Source organism: Oligoflexus sp. (genome assembly GCF_035712445.1).
Classification (GTDB): Bacteria; Bdellovibrionota_B; Oligoflexia; order Oligoflexales; family Oligoflexaceae; genus Oligoflexus.
Genome location: NZ_DASTAT010000145.1, coordinates 38,047 through 55,170, shown reverse-complemented (window position 1 = coordinate 55,170; position 17,124 = coordinate 38,047). Strand labels below are relative to the sequence as shown.

Sequence of the window (17,124 nt, the reverse complement as noted above, 5' to 3'; positions counted from 1 at the left end):
TTCAGTGACTTGTCCTTTCATTCCCAGGCCATCTGCGGGATTTCGCTCAGATCCTTGTCCGCATTGAAGCGGCTGTCCCATTCGCCTTCGTGAAGACGGCTACGTGATTCCTCGTAGTTCGGGATCACGAGAAGCCCGGCCTTGCGTTCCATAATCGCGCGATAGGGAATATGATCCAGCGCCAGGCGACGCCCTGAATAGAACTGATGGCGTCCCATGATCATGAGCCTTGCCCCGCTGGTATTCATGATGTGATCGACTTCGCAATCAATCTCGCCAATCGCGGCGATCGGATGATAGCGCTGCATAAGGTCCTTGCTCGCGGAGGTATTGTGAAAGCGATAGAAAAGCTCCTCGTTGATTTTCTGCAGAAGGGTTTTTTCCAAAAGCTCAGGAGTAAAACAGATATCCCGGGGCAGTCGCCCCTGCTTGGCGCTTTCGGTCATATCGCAGAGAGTGGCCTGAATATCCATGCTGCTGGCCTTCAGGATATGCGCGTGATATACGCCCGCGCATTCGAGGTATCGCGCCAGCTGCAGGCCGCTTTCCAGAACGTGCCAGCCTTCTCCGCCGAGGCTGTCGGCGATCAGGATGCTCACCGTTTTCTCGAAATCAATCGTTACAGCCAAGGGAAGAATCAGCACCGGGATCGGCGCATAAAAAGCCAGGGACAGGGCCGTGGACAGCCCCTTGAACGCCCAGGGCTGGGCCTGGTGGCGTATGCCGCAGACGATCAGTCCCGCGCCCACTTCCCGCGCGATGCGCACGAGGTTTTCAGCAGGATCCCCGCGCTCGACATGAACGTGAATGTCCAGGCGATCATTCGCAGCGTTGCCGAGGGCTTTGAGTATGGCTTTGGCGCGATCTTCGCTCCATGGGTTGCTCAGGGTCTGGCACTGCGTGGTGGCCTTGGGTAGGATCTCACCTGCGCTGGAATAAGCAATGGACGACTCGAAACAGTGCACGAGTTCCACGCAGGATTGTAATTTCTTTGCCAAAGACATCGCGCTTTGCAAAAGTTGATCTTCGCGGTCGTCAAGTCGCATGCCTACCACGATGGGTTTTTTTTGGGCCTTCCATATTTTCATCGTCGACCTCCATTCACTTCGTTTTGTGCAAGAATAGAGCCTGAAAACAAGATGCGATTCGCTAGGGATTTGGCGACATTCGGTGATATGGACTGCGCGAAGTATAGCGGAATTGGTGGCAAAAGCCACGCCCTTCGCAGTCGCGTCCGCTTCAGAAAAGCGCGATCGAGAAGAACATGCAGTGGGGTGTTCAAGCTTTGGGGAAGGCCCTTTGGAGCGACTGAAGGACGAGCTGAGGCGTGATGGGCTTCACTATGTAATCATCGAAAGGTGTTTCGTCCAAGGATCGCTCCTGGAAGTAATGAGCGGCTCCCGTTACGGCGACAAGCGGTGTGCGTGCGACGCGAGCTTCCTCATGGTCGCGTACGAAGCGGGCCATCTGATGGCCATCGAGTATGGGCATCTGCAGATCAATGAAGACGATATCAAAGGACGATGCGATGAGGCGATCGAGGCCCTCGCGCCCATTGCTGGCCGTTTCCGCTTCCACTCCGTATTTGGCGAGCAGGCGGGCCAGGATCTTTTGATTCAGTTCGTCATCGTCGCACACCAGAGCCTTGATGCCGGGAAAAGGGAGCGGGCTCGATGGGGACGCGGCGGATTCTTTGTTGGTTTCGCTCATGATCCTGGCTTTTTTAAAGGGAAGATCGACAGTAAAACGCGTCCCGCGCCCGGGCCGGCTCCAAACCGTGATGTTCCCGTGCATGAGATCGACCAGCTTTTTGGTGATGGTCAATCCCAGGCCGAAGCCACCATAGCGGCGGTGGATGGAGCTATCGGCCTGGGCAAACTGATCAAAGATGCGTTTTTGCGCCTCTTCCCCGATGCCTATCCCCGTGTCCGCCACCAGCAGCCTGAGCCTCACAAGGTCCTCGGTCTCATGCAGGACCTCCAGACGGAGCGTGATCTCACCATTTTCCGTGAATTTGGTCGCGTTGCCAACCAGGTTCTGCAGAATCCGCGACACGCGCCGCGCATCCCCTGATACAAGCGGGACCCGGTCGGGCACCTCCACGCGGATCACCGAATGGGCCGCGGCGGCTTTGGCCGCGAGCAGCTGCTGAACATCGCGAAGCGAATCCTTAAGATCGAAGTCCTCGGCATCGAGCTGCATCCCGGCGGTATCCAAACGGGATTCATCGACGATATTGTCCACGAGCGAAAGAATGTTCTGTCCAGCCCTTTTCATGGTCGCCAGGAGCTCCCGCTGCTCGGGGTCCTGAAGTTTATCATCCAGAATCTCGGCCAGGCCGAGAAGCCCATTTAAGGGCGTCCTGATGTCATGCGAGATATAGGCAAGGTTGCGCCAGCGTGCGGCGGACTCCTCGCGCAGATCCGCCTGCAGTTTTTTGTAGCCGGTTACATCGCTCAGGGTCGAGACATAACCCTGGATGGAAGCATCCTCATCGAAAATCGGTGCGATGGTCAGAAGGGCTTCATAAAGGGTCTGGTCACGTTTTTGGTTGGTGACCTCGCCCTGCCAGACCCGGCCGGCCGTGATGCATTGCCAGAGGTCCGCATAGAACGCAGGGCTATGCCGTGTGCTGCGCCATAGATTGGGCTTTAATCCCTGGACTTCGGCCAGGGTATAGCCAGTAAGACGAGTAAAAGCCGGATTCACATACTGAATGACCCCGCGGCGATCGGTGATGACGATGGATTCTCCCGCGCAGTTCAAGGCGGCAGCCATTTGATTCTGGAACAGCGGGAGGCCGGGGCTCTTTTCCATGCGGGAGCATTCCTGACAAGGCTGCGGGGGTGATCGCCCACCGCAGCGTCGCGCTTTAAAGGTAATTGGCCTTCTGCGCAGCAAACATAAGACTCTCGCGGTATTTCGGGTGGGCGATGGCAATCATCTGACGAACCCTCTCGGACACCGTTTTGCCTTTCAGGCTGGCCACGCCGTATTCTGTCACGATCGTATCCACATCGTTTCTGCTGATCGAAACCTTGGCACCAGGATTCAATTCAAAAACGATTTTTGAATGATCCTCTTTCGCCGTGGTGGACTTGATGACGATGATGCCTTTGCCGCCTGCGGAACGCTGCGCCCCGCAGTGCGTGTCGCTGGCCCCGCCGACGCCGCTCAGTTCCTTGTGCCCGAGTGATTCCGAACAGACCTGGCCGGTAAGATCGACTTCAACCGCCGAGTTGATCGAGATCATCTGATGGTTCATGGCGATGCGATAGGGATCATTCACGACGCTGGCCGGATGGAATTCGACCAGGGGATTTCGGTCTATGAAGCGATAGAGAGCATCGGTGCCATAGGCGAACGCGGCAATCATCTTGCGCGGCCAGCGGGTTTTATAGCGGCCCGTGATCACGCCCTTTTCATAAAGGTCGAGCATCGTGTCATTCATCATTTCGGTGTGAACGCCCAGATCTTTTTTGCTCTCCAGCGCCTTGCCAATCGCGTTCGGAATCGAACCGATGCCCAGCTGCAGCGTGCTGCCATTGGGGATAAGGTCAGCCACTAACTCAGCAATCCGTATATCATTGGCGTCCATGCGAGGACGGGAGACAGTGGGCAGCGGGGCCTTCGATTCGATGAAGTGATCAACCTCGGCAACCGGCACGATGGTGGAGCCATAGGTCATGGGTATGTTGGGGTTGACCTCCAGGATCTTGAGCTTCGCATGACGGAAGGCCTCGGACTCGTAGCAGTTGCTCGGGCCCAGACTGACAAAGCCGCGTTCATCGGGAAGGCTGCAGGAACCCCAGAAGATATCGATGGCATCACCGTTGCGCTGAATGCCGGCGAACCACTGCGAAAGATGCTGCGGCAGATACTGGACGGTGGGGCCGTGATCGGCCCGCACGCTTTCCGTCAGAAACATGACGACGAATTCAGCCTTCCCTTTATGACAAGCTTCAGTGAAACAGTCATAGCGCTTGCCGGGGTTGGCACAGTATACCCTCAATTGTTCCTGGCGCTTTTCGATCACTTCATGAAAGCGCGAGAAAAGCAGCTGAGGTTCCGCGGCGGCCATGCTCGTGACCATACGCCGGCCCTGGTTTTGCAAAAGATCGAGGGCATTGTCGAGTTGAATCAAACGCACAAAAGACTCCGAAAAGAAAAAAATCCCACTTAGGCACGGACGACCAGCACGGAATAAGGCTGTTTGATAGCCTGCTCCAGTGAAGTGCTGCCGAGTGCGACACGTTCCATAAATCCATGTCCCTGGGAACCAAGGATCAAGAGCTCCGACTGGGTTTCCTGCATGACGCGCGCGATCGTTTCCGAAACCGGACCGACCTCAACACGGGTCTTGATATCCGGGCTTAAGCCTTGCAGTTTTTGAGCGGCCTTGTCATTGGCCGTGTTCAGGCCCTCGCGAATCCAGGTTCCGATGTCGGTTTGAAACATGACATCGGGCAGGACGGACAGCAGAGTGAGGTGCTTGATGCCTCGCGGCGCCCATGCCACGAATTTTTCCAGCCAGCGATCGGCATAAGGCGAATGATCAGTCGCCAGCACCACGGAAAGATCGCTGCCATCGCGGTAGCTGTCTTTGGCGATCAGCACGCTGTGCTTGGAATTGATGACGGCTTTGCGGCCGACGCTGCCGATCAGGATTCCTTCCCAAGGGCCTTTTCCAAAGGACCCGATCGCCAGGAGATCCGTCTTCGCAGCATCCGCATAGTCCATCAGCTGGTTGCTGATGTTGCCATAGAGCAGCTGGGTTTCGCAGTCCTTCATGCCCTGGCGCTCGGCATTCTCCTTCAGGAATTTAAGCGCGCTGCGGGCTTCATCCTCGACCGCCCGGAAGTAGCCTTCCAGGTTATAAGGTGTGGCTCCGAAACCATACTGCATCGAACCCTGTTCGATCCAGACCTCGACGATATTGACGAGTTTCAGCTGAGGCTGCGGGAAATCCAGGTCACGAATGACCTTGAGCACAAGATCGCCTTGCGGCAGGTTATCCACACCAACGACTATTTTCATGGCAGGCTCCTTCACGGCACGATAAGTACGGCATCGGATTGCGCCAGCATCGCGGCAAACGGCACGCGGGCGAAACCAAAGGGCCCATGATGCAGCCGCTGACGCCGGCCGAACACGGTGAGGTCAGGTTTCTTTTCCTGGATCATGCTGCCGACCTTGCTGGCGACATGCCCCACCTGGACCATGGCTTCATAAGTCGAGCCCTTTTGCTTCAAAGCTTCCTGGTATTCGGCTGTGCGGCGCAGAAGGACCTCTTTCATTTCGCCTTCAAGATACTCCAAAAGCTCGGGAGTTCCCATGGGCCCCACATTCACTTTTTTGCTGATGGCTGCCAGCTCTGTCAGGGTTCCATGCATGGCCTGCTCGATCACATGCAGATGAATGACCCGCGTGTGACCCCATTGAATGGCCAGGTTCATGGCCTTCCGCACGGCGCCGAGCGAGGATGCGGACAGATCATCGGCGACCAGCAGCACCTGCTCACTCTTTTCAAAATGATTCGGCGCACCCTGCCGCAGGATAAGGACAGGCATCGGCGCGTGCTGAAGAAGGTTAAGGGCAACCGAAAGACCCTGAGGAATGAGCTGGTAAAGATGCTCATGCACTTCGATCACGATCATGGACGCTCGGGTGAGCTGGGCTTCCGCGATCAGGCTGGCCGCCGCATCCTCGGAATGCACGATTTGAATGCGGATGTTTTCCTGATCATCGAGGGTGGCCTTCATCGTTTCAAGGGCCGCGCGGGCTTCCTTTTCATGGATTTCGGGCAGCTGGCGGCCGAGCTCGCTGATATCGAAACTGCCGAGGATTTCCCGATAAAGAGACGGGAATTTCATTTTTTCTTCCACGGCGTGGACCAGACAGATCGGGACCTGGGGCCTTTTGCTGAATGACCGGATCTTACGGATCAGATCCGGGTGGGCTCCATCTTTTTTCACGCCGACGACAACGGTATCATGATTTTGATTCGATGCAGGCATACGTTAACCTCCCGATGATGTCTGTCTCACCAGGATATTGCAAAGTCTGGACCGCGACCATGGGCGGGATTTCGGAGGGAATTGTGCGGAATGGGGCCGGGCGGTTGAGGCAAATCACGCGGCGATTGCCTCATTTCGTAAAGATGTCCTTACAGCGTTGATGAGCAGGCTCAGAGTTCATTCATCCAACCGCCTTCTTCGGTTTGATCAGGGCTGAACCAGCAGCGGGGCCGGGCGGCCTGGGGCCAGAAGCCTTCATGGCAGCTGAAGGTCATGGAGAGATCGCGGGCCGCTTCGCCACCAGGAGCTGCCAACTCATAGCCAGGTATTTTTGTCTCGTCATAGACCACGGCCGCCGGATTCTGCGACGGATCAAAGACGGTGGGGCAAAGGGCGCCGGCGACAAAGGTATCAAGCCGGCATTGAGCGGCCGGGTGCATGTTATCTGTGACTCCAACCTCGTTCAGATCGGGTGTGCCGACGCTCGGTGCCGGGTCTTCTTCGCGGCTCTTTCCAAGCGCCTTCACGAAAGCCATCCCGGCGAAGACGGTCTTGTAGCAAAGATCCCGCTCATTCTGCGGAGAATAAATGCTGTTGCATTGCGCGACGGCCGCGGGTTCAATCATCTCTTCATAGCGGATGCCCTCGGCGTTCACGCTGTTGTCATCCTGAGCCCAGATTTTCCGCACGCAGACCTGGGCCGCGAAGTAATCCGCCTGGCCATCGACCGAGACGGGCAGGGCAAGGCCGGTAAAGCCTTCCCGCAGGAAGGGGAAGCCAGCAAAAAGATGGCCGACCTCATGACAAAGAACAAGGGTCAGGCCTTCCGCTGTCATGGCCGGAAGACGAGCAAGACCTCCACCCACACCGATGTACCAGGTATTGTCCTGTCGACTGCGGCCGGCGTCGGCGTTGGGGAAATCCGACTGCCACGAGCAGCGCAGGATACTGTCTTCATCCTGAGCGTTCACGCAGTCCTTGGGAACCTCGGCTTCCACCGGAATGCGCAGGGCAATGCGGGCGTCGTGCAGTGCGGCCAGTTTTTGATAAGGATCCAGCACACGATGGATGATCGTGCGGAATTCCGCTTCATCAAGGACGGGTTTTCGCTGCACAGCGGTAAAAGGATCAGGAGCGGGGAAACGATCCTGGGTATTATGAAGTCGCGATGGATTCAGAGCTGTGGCGCTACAGGCGCAGATGAAGGCTGTCAGCAGGAAGCTGGTGATGCGAGTGATGCCGGCAGACATAAAAACCTCCATGGTACGGTACGGTTACTTGAATCGAAGCAAGTAAGGTGCCAGATACCATGAAGGTAAAATTTCTAAACTCCAGGGCTCACGATCATGTCAGGGAGCCATTTCTGAAAGCTGACGCAGCTTATCCTTGTCCCATGCCTCGCCCGGAAATTTCTGCTGATAGCTTTCCCACTGCTTCCTGCACTCCCTGGCTTCAGGCGTGCGTGGGCGGATGCGGATGCAGGCTTCGTAATAAGCCTCGGGGCGCATCCAAAGAAAGACCTCACGCAGGTTTTCACTGGCCTGGCCGGTCAGAAGATAAGCCTGGGCCTTCAGCTCATCCGCCATGTCGCTCAGGGCGAGTTCATTGAGCAGCGAGCCGGCGCGCATGTATTCGATAAAACCAAAATTGGCCCCACGGTCATTCAGTTTTTGCCCCTTGCTCATCATCTGCCGCACTTTATCGAGCGCGTCCTTGCCTTTGATTTTCTTGTCCAAAGGCTCACGCTGCCAGGACTTGGCCGATTGCCGCCAGACCTGGAGCATTTCGGTCTGCTGCGGGCTATAGCCGCCTTCGTCCAAAAGCGCGCTGATCATCTCCAGAGTGATCGATGCGTCCTGACGAATGCGGATGGTGATCGCGAGCAGGTTCTGAACGGCTTTTTCCCAGAGTTCCGGCTGGGCCTTTTTGAATTTTTTATCAACCAGGAATTTTTCATAGGCGATCATCGCCTCCTCATGCCGCCGCGTGGCGCTGAAATATTCGGCGCGCTCCAGATCATTCATGGTGCCTGATGGTTCCTTGAACATCACGACGGCCGAGTGTTTGATCGACGACGCCGCATGACAGCCGACGCAGTACTGCGTGGTCTGCCGGAGCAGATAACGCGAATAGGGATAGTTGCCGGCGCGATAGGCGTCCTCGATCCGGGTGAACTGGGTGGTCAGATCAATCGAAAGATAGCGCATGACGGGATCGACCGCGTAAAGGTCCAGAGTCGGGCGCACGTCGTGCGAGAGGCCTTTCAGGGTGGTGAGGGCCTCTGTCACGCTCTGTTTTTGCTCCTTGCTCGGATTATTATCGAAGGCCCGCAGATTCTGAAGGAGGATGGCGACGTTTTCCGCGTACTTCTGCATTGTCGGTCGCGCGGCCGGGGCCGGCTCGTTCGACGTTTTCGTAGCTTCGGTGGGAACAGCAGCCGGTTGAACGCCTCCAGCCAACGCCAGAATTAAAAACAACGTGCGCATCTTCATTCTCCATCAATGAAATCTGTCTGACCCGTCCTTTGCAATATATGTGCACAATGGACTTCCCCTTGCATCGGCCTGTGAATTGGCTCAATAAAGGGCTGTTCCCTCAAGGGACGATGATCTGAGTGTAGCATAACTTCGTTCAACCTGCGTGAATTGACGCAAAAGTAGGTTCCCATGCAACTTCTCCGAGACAACCCCATTCTGCTCTTATTCCTTGTGCTTGCCCTGGGCCATGTCCTGGGCCGCGTGAAAGTCCTGGGCTTTAGCCTCGGCATTGCCGCGGTGCTCTTCGTCGGCCTTGGCTTCGGGGCCTGGGATGAAGGCCTGAAACTCCCGGAATTCGTTTACACATTCGGACTCACGCTGTTCGTATACACGATGGGCATCAGCAGTGGTCCCGGTTTCTTCGCGTCCTTTAGGCAGAAGGGTTTGCGGGAAAACCTGCTGGTCTTCAGCGTGATCGTCCTTGCAAGTTTATTGACCATGGGACTTGCGCGTCTCTTCGGATTCAATGGTTCGTTCGCAGCCGGAATTTTTTCCGGGGCTCTGACCAATACCCCGGCTCTGGCGGCTATCCTGGATACTTTGAAGGCGAGTGGCGCTGATGAAGCCGGGCTTGCCGCGCCTGTCGTCGGTTATTCGCTGGCCTATCCGGGTGGGGTGATCGGCATGCTCTTCGCCGTCTTCCTCGCCGCGAAGTGGTATGGACGACGTTCGGCGAATCAGCAGCCGCTGCATCAGGCGAAAGCGGAACCGATGCTGGAATCTTGGGTCGTCGAGGTGGAAGGCAGGGCTGCCGGCCGCATTCATGAGCTGCGGAAAAAAGGGGCTTTGCGGGTCAGTTTCGCTCGTGTGAAACGTCATGATGCGGTGATGATCGCCACCGATGAAACGGAGCTGCAGGCCGGAGACCTTGTCAGCATCGTGGGCCAGCGCGCGTGTCTGGAACACGCCGTGGAATTTTTAGGAAGGCGCTGTGAGGAGCAGCTCGACCGCGATCGCAGTCACATCGACTTTCGCCGGATTTTCGTTTCGAAACGCGCCGTGACGGAAAAGCCCCTGGCGAGTCTGAATCTCGGTTCCAAGTTCGGTGCGGTCATCACCCGGGTACGGCGTGGTGATGTCGAATTCGTTCCGGATCGTGATACCGTTCTGGAACCTGGTGATCGCGTGCGGGTCGTCGCCCCGCGCCAGCGCATGGATGAAATCGCGAAGTACCTGGGTGACTCCTATCGGGCGCTGAGTGAAATTGATGTCGTGACCTTCAGCATCGGGATCGCCCTTGGCCTTCTTCTGGGACGACTGCCCATTCCCCTTCCGGGGGGCTCGTTCGAACTCGGCTTTGCGGGTGGCCCCTTGATCGTCGGTCTGATCCTGGGCCGCATCGGTCGTACCGGCTCTTTTGTCTGGACGCTCCCTTATAGCGCCAACCTAACTCTTCGGCAGCTTGGGATGGTTCTCTTTCTTGCCGGGGTCGGGATCCGATCCGGTCATGCCTTCGGAACGACGCTGGCCCAGGGCGGGGGCGTGTGGCAGATGATGCTGAGCGGGGCTCTCGTGACCATGACCTTTGCCGGTCTGATCTTCGTCATCGGTGGTTTGATATTCAAGATGCCTCTTGCGCAATTGGCCGGGACCATGGCCGGTGCGCAGACTCAACCTGCAGTTTTAGGTTATGCCCTCGAACAAACCCGCGATGACCAGCCGAATATGGCCTACGCCACGGTTTATCCCATCGCCATGCTCACCAAAATCGCCATTATCCAGATCATTCTGTCTGGTTTTTGAGCCGCGCGCCGGGGCTTTCGGGGCCCCGACACAGCCAAAAGAATAGCAGCCGAAAATTTTCCATGATAAGAATGATGTCCTGGTCAATCCCGGCTGTTTGCTCCGCCTTTTTGTGAGGTATTTTGATGGAACTCCAAGACAATCCCAAACTCTATCGCATCCGCCATTCGCTGGCTCACATTCTGGCCCAGGCGGTGCAGCAGAAATTCCCCAATGTGCAGCTGGGATTCGGTCCTCCGACGGAACATGGCTTCTTCTATGATTTCGATTTCGGTGGCAACCCCATTACCGAGGCCGATCTGAAGGATATCGAGAAGGCGATGAAAAAAATCATCGGCGCTTCGCAGACCTTCGACTACTTTGAATTCGATTACGCCGGTGCGGTGGATTTCCTGCAGAAGCACCGGGCCGAACCCTATAAGCTGGAAAACCTGCAGAATCTGCGGGACCGCGGCGAAACCAAGTTCACGTTCTATAAGACCGGGCCCTTCCTGGATGTCTGCGAAGGTCCGCACGTGGAAAAAACCAGCCAGCTGCCGCCTGATGCCTTCAAACTCGATCGCATCGCCGGTGCCTACTGGCTCGGCGACGAAAAAAGAAAGATGCTGACCCGCATCTACGCGCTGGCCTTTGAAAACAAGGCCCAGCTCGACGACTTCTTGAAGAGGCGGAAACTGGCCGAGGAATTCGATCATAAGAAACTCGGCAAGGAACTCGATATCTATCACTATGAAGATATCGTCGGCAAGGGCCTGCCCCTTTGGTTGCCGAACGGTACTGTGATCCGTGACGAGATCCAGCGCTATGCGATGGATATGGAATTCCGTTTCGGCTACAGCCGCGTGGCCACCCCGCACATCACCAAGGGCGACCTTTACGTCCGCAGCCAGCATTTGGAATCCTACAAGGATTCGATGTTCCCACCGATGGTGATCGAGGATGAAGGGCAGAAGACCGAGTATTACCTGAAGCCGATGAACTGTCCGCACCATCACCTGATCTATGCCGCGCGCAAAAGAAGCTATCGGGACTTGCCCCTGCGCCTTGCCGAATACGGCACCTGCTACCGTTACGAGCAGTCGGGTGAAGTGTCGGGTCTGATCCGCGTGCGCTGCATGACCATGAATGATGCGCATATCTATCTGCGGGAGAATCAGTTTGAGGAGGAGTTCGGCAAACTCCTCCAGATGTACCGCGAATTCTATACGACCTTTGGATTGACCAATAACTTCCGCAGCCGCCTTTCGATCCGCAGCATGGAAAACAAGAGCAAGTACAAAGGCTCGGACGTGATGTGGGACAAGGCCGAGAAGATGCTGGAAAAAGCCTTGATCGACGCGGGGATGGAGTATTACCGCGGTGAAGGCGAGGCGGCTTTCTATGGTCCGAAGATCGACTTCCAATTCCGCAACCTGATGGGTCGCGAAGAAACGGTTTCGACCATTCAGGTGGACTTTCTGAGTCCGCAGAACTTTGGGCTGGCTTACACCGATGAGCAGGGCCATGATCAGATGCCGATCATCCTGCACCGTGCGCCTCTGTCCACTCATGAGCGTTTCATTAGTTTCCTTCTGGAATACTACGGCGGGGCTTTCCCCACCTGGTGTGCGCCGGTGCAGGTCGTGGTCGTTCCCGTTAACGAGGAATGCCATGCCTACGGTCGGGCTCTGGTCGAAGAGCTGCACAGCAAGATGGTGCGGGCCGAGATCGACGAGTCGGATAACAGCTTCAATAAGAAGATCCGGAATCATACGATTCGCAAGGTTCCCGTGCAGCTCATCATCGGCCTTAAGGAGGTGGAGCAGCAGCAGGTGACTGTTCGCCGTTATGGAATCCAGGAGCAGAAAACCGAGGGACGCGATGCGTTTATCGAGGAGTTGCTCAAGGAGATCAAGGGGCGTGTGATGCTGCGGGAGCCGATGGGGTCGCTGCTGTAAGGGGGTTGCTGCTGTAAGGCGTTCGCTGCGGCCTTGGGTCGCTGCTTGAAGTCCTGGGCTGTTGGCCGTTGTCTACTTTGGAAAGTCCAAACGAAAGGGGATGGGATGAGTCAGGTTTTGGTGGTGAAGCACCCGATGGTCCAGGATCGCTTGACTGCGTTGCGGCGCGTTGCGACCGACAGCGGGGCTTTCCGTGAGCATATGGCGGCTGTGGCGGCCATGCTTTTCTATGAGGCCGCGCGCGATCTGCCCGTGGTTCAGGAAACCATTGAAACGCCGCTGCAGCTGACACAAGCGCCTGTTCTGAAAAGCGGTCTGGTCCTGGTCTCTGTCCTGCGAGCCGGCCTTGGTTTTTTGGATGGAATCCTGCCGAGCATGCCGAAAGCAAGGGTGGGTTATCTGGGGCTGGCTCGTAATCCCAAAACTCTGGAAGCCGAATCCTACTACGCGAATCTTCCGAAGATCGTTCCCGAAGATCAGGTCTTCGTTCTGGATCCGATGCTGGCAACCGGCCACACGGTGATTCATGCATTAAAACAAGTGGAAGCCGCCGGCGCCCGCAACATCCAACTCGTGACTCTGCTCGCGAGCCCTGAAGGCGTTGCGAACGTGCAGAAGGCTTTTCCGCACATTCGGATCGTGACCGCTTCGATTGATAGCGCGCTCAATGAAAAAGGCTATATCGTCCCTGGACTCGGGGATGCCGGGGATCGGCTTTATGGAACTCTGGGCCATTAAAAGCGCAGAGTCTTTCAAGCAGCATCTTTTTTAATTTTGGTGATCAGCGCAGGCCAGCGGACATGCAGCTCGGCCCCGCAGGCATCAGCCCGATTGCGAAGCTGCACCTGCCCCTGCATCCGGGCTGCAAAAGCTCGCACCGCCGACAGACCCACGCCGCGCCCGCTGGTCGTGCTGAGCCGCTCAGCAGTGGTCACGCCATCTTCAAAAAGAAAATCCAGCCAGTCCTGTCCAGGCTGGGGCTGCCAGCCCTGGGCTTTGGCCTTGTGCATCACGCGATCATGATCCATGCCGACGCCGTTGTCACGGAGCACAAGGCAATTCCAACCATCCTGATGAGTCAGCTCAACTTCAAAGAGAGCGGCCGTCGTAGGTATACCGTGAGCCGCGGGCAAAAGAAAACCATGGTCGGCCGCATTATTGAGTCCATGCAGAAGGATCTCGTAAACCATTTTCAGTTCGTTCACGTCCAGGCTTGCTGCATCGCGCAACTGCAAACCCTGAAAAGCATGCCCGGCCCGACTCAGACGTTCTTCCAGCGGACGCTTCAAAAGTCCGATCAGCTCCCAGACGCTGTTCATTTCATGTCCTGAACCCTGGAAAAGGCGTCCCATGGCTGTTTGATACGCGCTCGTCACATCGCGCAGGGTCTGAAGTTCCGTCAACGCCCGACCTCCCGTACCGGATACGAGACTGCTTTCAAAACCATGCGTCGCTTCCTGGAGCTTCGCCAGCCCCAGTGTGCGAGCGCTGCCTTTCATGGTATGCGCGAGTCGCAGCGCTTCGGTGCGTCCACCTTCACGGTTCATGAGCCGCTCCAATTCGAGCAGCTGCTCACCAAGTTGGGAAAGGAAGACCTGCACGGCCTTGGGGTGGGCGCGGAAAATTTCCTGACTCAACTCCAGAATGCGATCCGAAGCCGCGAGGGCTGAGCTTCGCAGCCGCTCGCGTTCTCTGACTTCCGTCACATCCCGCATGACCAGGATCACACCGCTATTCACTTCGTGCCGAAAGATCGGCTGCCAGAAGCATGCTATGGTTCGCTGCTGAATCCGCCACTCATGAGGCAGGTGCGGGTGATTCAACTCAAAGGTCAGCACCGATTCCCCCAGCGCGGCTTCCACGCAGGCGGCCGTATGCGCGCGTTCGGCAGCCGAAAGATCAGTCAGTTCCAATAGCTCCTGCAAGGGCCGGGACGCGAGTTCCCGATGGCCGACGATGGCATCCAGGTGTGACGATCGTTCCGGTTTCATTATAAGCCCCGGGCCAATCGTTACGAGACCCTCTTCAATACCATCGAGGATGCCCTGCAGATGCTGTTTTTCTTCCGCTGTCTGCCGCGCATTCCCACGCTGCACTCGCCAGAAGCGATAGAGCACCAAGGCCATGGCCAGCAGCAAAAGAGCAACGACCGTAGCCATCGCCGTGGATTGCTTATAGAGTTCCAGGTTCTGGAGTTCCAGGTCCCTCATCTTCTCATTCGCCTTCATGCGGGCCAGTTCCGCTTGATCGGTCGCCGCTGCAAGATACTCCTGGATGTCGGGTTTGATTTTCTGATCGAAGTAGAGGTAAAACTTGCGCCACATCGCATTTTCTTCGTCAGCGGACAGGTGGCTCGTCATGATGTGGGCGGTCAGATCCAGAAGGACGTCGTGCTGGGGATTCTCCAGCTGCAGGCAGTGCGGAATGGGATTGCCGTCGCCCATAAGTCGATAGCTCAGTTCCTTATAGCAGCTCAGGAACTGACGGCGCTTGGGATCAATGACGTCCTTCGTATCGGTTCTTTTCAGGATTGCGCGCGCTTCATCGTGGCGCTTGAGATGCACCAGGGTATAGGCCTGAAAGATCGCGTTATCAATTTCGAGAAGATGGATGCCCTCGGCGGCCTTGAATGCCGCGAGTGCATCCTCATAGGCGCGGAAGTTGAAAAGGAGCGCGATACCCTTGTTGTAACTGGTCCAGCCGAGGTTTTGATTCTGCCAGGCTTCCTTCTCATTCTCTTTGTGATAGACAAGCACCTCGTCATAGTACTTCAGTCCCATTTTCTGGACCTCCATCGGGAACAGAGGATTCAGATAGGCCAGCGCGAGGTTGCTTTTAGCCAGGACCAGGGCCGTTTTGTTATCTTCGGGGCAGAGTTCAAACGCACGCTTATAAATGCGCAGCGCTTCCACAGGCCGACCGTTGAATGTCAGATAATCGCCGAGCGTGCTCATGACGTTCATGGGAAGGACCTGTCCGGCCAGCTTCCGGTGGGCGTTTTCCGCCAGAGTTTCCACGGCCGCGATCTTGTTCGCCAGCGGTTCTGACCCGATGAGGATGCACAGGGATTTATAGCTGAAATCACCGCGCCGAGGCGGAACCGAACGGCATTCCACGGCCAGCTCGTCGGTCAGTCCATCATTCCAAAGTTCCCGAGCCAGAAAACTTGTAGACCAGTACCGATGCTCATCTGTCTGCAGTCGATCATTGCGGATCGCCCGCATCTGCTCGCTCACGGTTCCCAGGGGTGGGCGCGCGCCACCATAAGGATTGTCGCCCACAAAAAGTTTGGCGAACATGCCTTCTCCCGCACGCAGCATCGCCTCCTCCTCATCAGGTATCTGGGCCCCAGCCCAGCCCCCTATCAGAGCGAGAAAAATTATGCCGAAGCGGTAAAGTTTCACGAGCCTTCCTTCTCTCTTGCTTACCCAATTTCGGTCGCAAATGCTTTGCATCTGAGGCTTTTTTTGGATATTTCGGCGAAAAAGGAAGAGCGGAATGCGAAGCCTTTCAATATTCAAAGTATTCAGTTATAACAGGCTATTATAGGCGGCCAGTCGCATGGGCTCGCACGGTCGATGACGACTCTGCTTGCTTATAATCCAGCTTCTTCAGGCCGAACGCTGGGTTTTTCGAAGTTTGTCGAGCATCTGCCTGGCTTTTTCATAATCGGGATGAAGTTCAAGGGCGGTTTCCAGGTGCTTGATGGCCTGAGCAACACCCTTGGGATTTTTGGTTTTCAGGATGGCCAGAGCCATATTGAAATGTATGGCATGCACGCTCTTATGCTTGGGATAATAGTTAAGGGCGCGCCCATATTCTGAGATGGCTTCAGGTACATGATCCGTCTGGGCCAGCACCACACCTTTATTGTTAAAGTAGGTGACGACTTCCTGAGGCCCCGTGGTGTCCCGGCAGAAAGCGGCGGCCTGCTCGCCAAACCCATGATTTTCGAGCTGTTTGAAAAGATCAAATTTGATTTCAGGGCGGTCAGGGTTGAAGTCGATGATCTCTTTCTGCTTTTCGATGGCCTGCTCGGGAATCTGCATTTTTAAGTAGAGATCAACCATCTGGGTCACGCGTTCCAGGTTTTTCGGCGCAAGGTTGTCGGCTTCCTCGAAGGCTTTTTGCGCATCCTCCAGGCGACCCAACTTCAAATAGAACTTGCCCATCAGATTCAAGCGTTTCAAAGAATCCATTTTACCGGGCTCTATACCCTGGATGAACTGCAAAGCTTCCCGATAATGCTCGCTTCGTTCATAAAGTTCCATCTTCAGAACCAGGTATTCATCCTCAAGGGCTGTTTTCAAATCTTCCAGTTTTTGGTTCAGCCGCGTGAAGTCGAATTCCCCGTTCATCTCGTTCATGATATCCGTCCGCATCTTGTCGATCAGCTCCCGCTTCACCGCGTTCCGCCAGGCTTTCTGGACGATGGACGTCAAGGGCCCCCAGGCCAGGGGCTTGCTCACGGTTTGGATCTGGCCCAACTCATCCAAAAGGCTCAGGTTTTCCTTGCTCAAACCGCTGTTGTTCGTGGTCAGAATATAGGACGCCAGAGCCTTTTCCCGTATCGAATGCTGACGGAGGCGCTGGATGATGGAGACACCGTCCAGCTCGGGGAATTGTTGCTCCACCAGCACAACTTTAAAGAACTGCTTGTTGAAGCGATACATTGCCGTCTGTAGATCATGGGCGGCGAAGATTTCAACCTTCAGCTTGGCAAAAGGCTCAATAAGGGGACCGAGTACGGTGCGGTCGGAATCAATAATCAAGAACTTGGGCGGAAGATTATCAATCGCCATGATCTTTCCATCGTGTATGGGGCTATCGCGTGTGTTGCGGCTCCCTTATTATACACGAACCCGCAATTTCGGAAAACGAGGATCACAG

12 protein-coding genes are annotated in these 17,124 nt (G+C 56.0%); 3 read left to right on the top strand and 9 right to left on the bottom strand.

The window, feature by feature from the left end; translation table 11 throughout:
- Positions 1-17: 17 nt before the first annotated feature.
- From VFO10_RS30865 to VFO10_RS30835, 7 genes are all read right to left on the bottom strand, one after another.
- On the bottom strand, positions 18-1,088 hold the full coding sequence (locus VFO10_RS30865; protein WP_325145890.1) for a universal stress protein: 1,071 nt from the start codon (positions 1,086-1,088) through the stop codon (positions 18-20).
- Between the two features lie 190 nt (positions 1,089-1,278).
- Positions 1,279-2,817, bottom strand: coding sequence for a PAS domain-containing hybrid sensor histidine kinase/response regulator (locus tag VFO10_RS30860; protein ID WP_325145889.1), 1,539 nt, complete (start codon positions 2,815-2,817; stop codon positions 1,279-1,281).
- A 55-nt stretch (positions 2,818-2,872) separates the two neighbouring features.
- Entirely contained in the window at positions 2,873-4,150 is a 1,278-nt protein-coding gene (locus VFO10_RS30855) for an acetyl-CoA hydrolase/transferase family protein (protein WP_325145888.1), read from the bottom strand.
- A 29-nt stretch (positions 4,151-4,179) separates the two neighbouring features.
- On the bottom strand, positions 4,180-5,037 hold the full coding sequence (locus VFO10_RS30850; RefSeq protein WP_325145887.1) for a universal stress protein: 858 nt from the start codon (positions 5,035-5,037) through the stop codon (positions 4,180-4,182).
- Between the two features lie 11 nt (positions 5,038-5,048).
- The gene (locus VFO10_RS30845) at positions 5,049-6,017 is read right to left on the bottom strand and encodes a universal stress protein (protein WP_325145886.1); all 969 of its coding nucleotides are present in this window, start codon (positions 6,015-6,017) and stop codon (positions 5,049-5,051) included.
- A gap of 170 nt (positions 6,018-6,187) precedes the next feature.
- The gene (locus VFO10_RS30840) at positions 6,188-7,267 is read right to left on the bottom strand and encodes a hypothetical protein (RefSeq protein WP_325145885.1); all 1,080 of its coding nucleotides are present in this window, start codon (positions 7,265-7,267) and stop codon (positions 6,188-6,190) included.
- Between the two features lie 99 nt (positions 7,268-7,366).
- Positions 7,367-8,503: a hypothetical protein gene (locus tag VFO10_RS30835; RefSeq protein ID WP_325145884.1), complete on the bottom strand. Its 1,137-nt coding sequence runs from the start codon at positions 8,501-8,503 to the stop codon at positions 7,367-7,369.
- A gap of 180 nt (positions 8,504-8,683) precedes the next feature.
- On the opposite strand from VFO10_RS30835, the gene VFO10_RS30830 reads away from it, so the two are divergent.
- The 3 genes from VFO10_RS30830 (at position 8,684) to upp (ending at position 12,972) form a co-directional block, all read left to right on the top strand.
- On the top strand, positions 8,684-10,297 hold the full coding sequence (locus tag VFO10_RS30830; RefSeq protein ID WP_325145883.1) for an aspartate:alanine exchanger family transporter: 1,614 nt from the start codon (positions 8,684-8,686) through the stop codon (positions 10,295-10,297).
- A gap of 125 nt (positions 10,298-10,422) precedes the next feature.
- Positions 10,423-12,234 (top strand): threonine--tRNA ligase, encoded by a 1,812-nt coding sequence (thrS, locus tag VFO10_RS30825; RefSeq protein ID WP_325145882.1) that lies wholly within the window; start codon positions 10,423-10,425, stop codon positions 12,232-12,234.
- Between the two features lie 105 nt (positions 12,235-12,339).
- Complete coding sequence (gene upp, locus VFO10_RS30820; protein WP_325145881.1) at positions 12,340-12,972, top strand: uracil phosphoribosyltransferase; 633 nt, start codon at positions 12,340-12,342, stop codon at positions 12,970-12,972.
- Positions 12,973-12,986: 14 nt separating this feature from the next.
- Here the strand turns inward: upp and VFO10_RS30815 are convergent, their stop codons facing one another.
- Together VFO10_RS30815 and VFO10_RS30810 are read right to left on the bottom strand one after the other, a co-directional pair.
- Positions 12,987-15,554 carry an Hpt domain-containing protein gene (locus VFO10_RS30815; RefSeq protein ID WP_325145880.1) on the bottom strand — a complete coding sequence of 856 codons (2,568 nt, stop codon included), beginning with the start codon at positions 15,552-15,554 and terminating at the stop codon, positions 12,987-12,989.
- A gap of 291 nt (positions 15,555-15,845) precedes the next feature.
- On the bottom strand, positions 15,846-17,036 hold the full coding sequence (locus VFO10_RS30810; RefSeq protein WP_325145879.1) for a hypothetical protein: 1,191 nt from the start codon (positions 17,034-17,036) through the stop codon (positions 15,846-15,848).
- Positions 17,037-17,124 lie beyond the last annotated feature (88 nt).

Bases quoted from the DNA above. Each gene is read 5' to 3' on its own strand.
- VFO10_RS30835 (WP_325145884.1), bottom strand. From the start codon at position 8,503: ATGCGCACGTTGTTTTTAATTCTGGCGTTGGCTGGAGGCGTTCAACCG.
- VFO10_RS30810 (WP_325145879.1), bottom strand. From the start codon at position 17,036: ATGGCGATTGATAATCTTCCGCCCAAGTTCTTGATTATTGATTCCGAC.
- VFO10_RS30840 (WP_325145885.1), bottom strand. From the start codon at position 7,267: ATGTCTGCCGGCATCACTCGCATCACCAGCTTCCTGCTGACAGCCTTC.
- VFO10_RS30830 (WP_325145883.1), top strand. From the start codon at position 8,684: ATGCAACTTCTCCGAGACAACCCCATTCTGCTCTTATTCCTTGTGCTT.
- VFO10_RS30860 (WP_325145889.1), bottom strand. From the start codon at position 2,817: ATGGAAAAGAGCCCCGGCCTCCCGCTGTTCCAGAATCAAATGGCTGCC.
- VFO10_RS30865 (WP_325145890.1), bottom strand. From the start codon at position 1,088: ATGAAAATATGGAAGGCCCAAAAAAAACCCATCGTGGTAGGCATGCGA.
- VFO10_RS30815 (WP_325145880.1), bottom strand. From the start codon at position 15,554: ATGCTGCGTGCGGGAGAAGGCATGTTCGCCAAACTTTTTGTGGGCGAC.
- thrS (WP_325145882.1), top strand. From the start codon at position 10,423: ATGGAACTCCAAGACAATCCCAAACTCTATCGCATCCGCCATTCGCTG.
- upp (WP_325145881.1), top strand. From the start codon at position 12,340: ATGAGTCAGGTTTTGGTGGTGAAGCACCCGATGGTCCAGGATCGCTTG.
- VFO10_RS30845 (WP_325145886.1), bottom strand. From the start codon at position 6,017: ATGCCTGCATCGAATCAAAATCATGATACCGTTGTCGTCGGCGTGAAA.
- VFO10_RS30850 (WP_325145887.1), bottom strand. From the start codon at position 5,037: ATGAAAATAGTCGTTGGTGTGGATAACCTGCCGCAAGGCGATCTTGTG.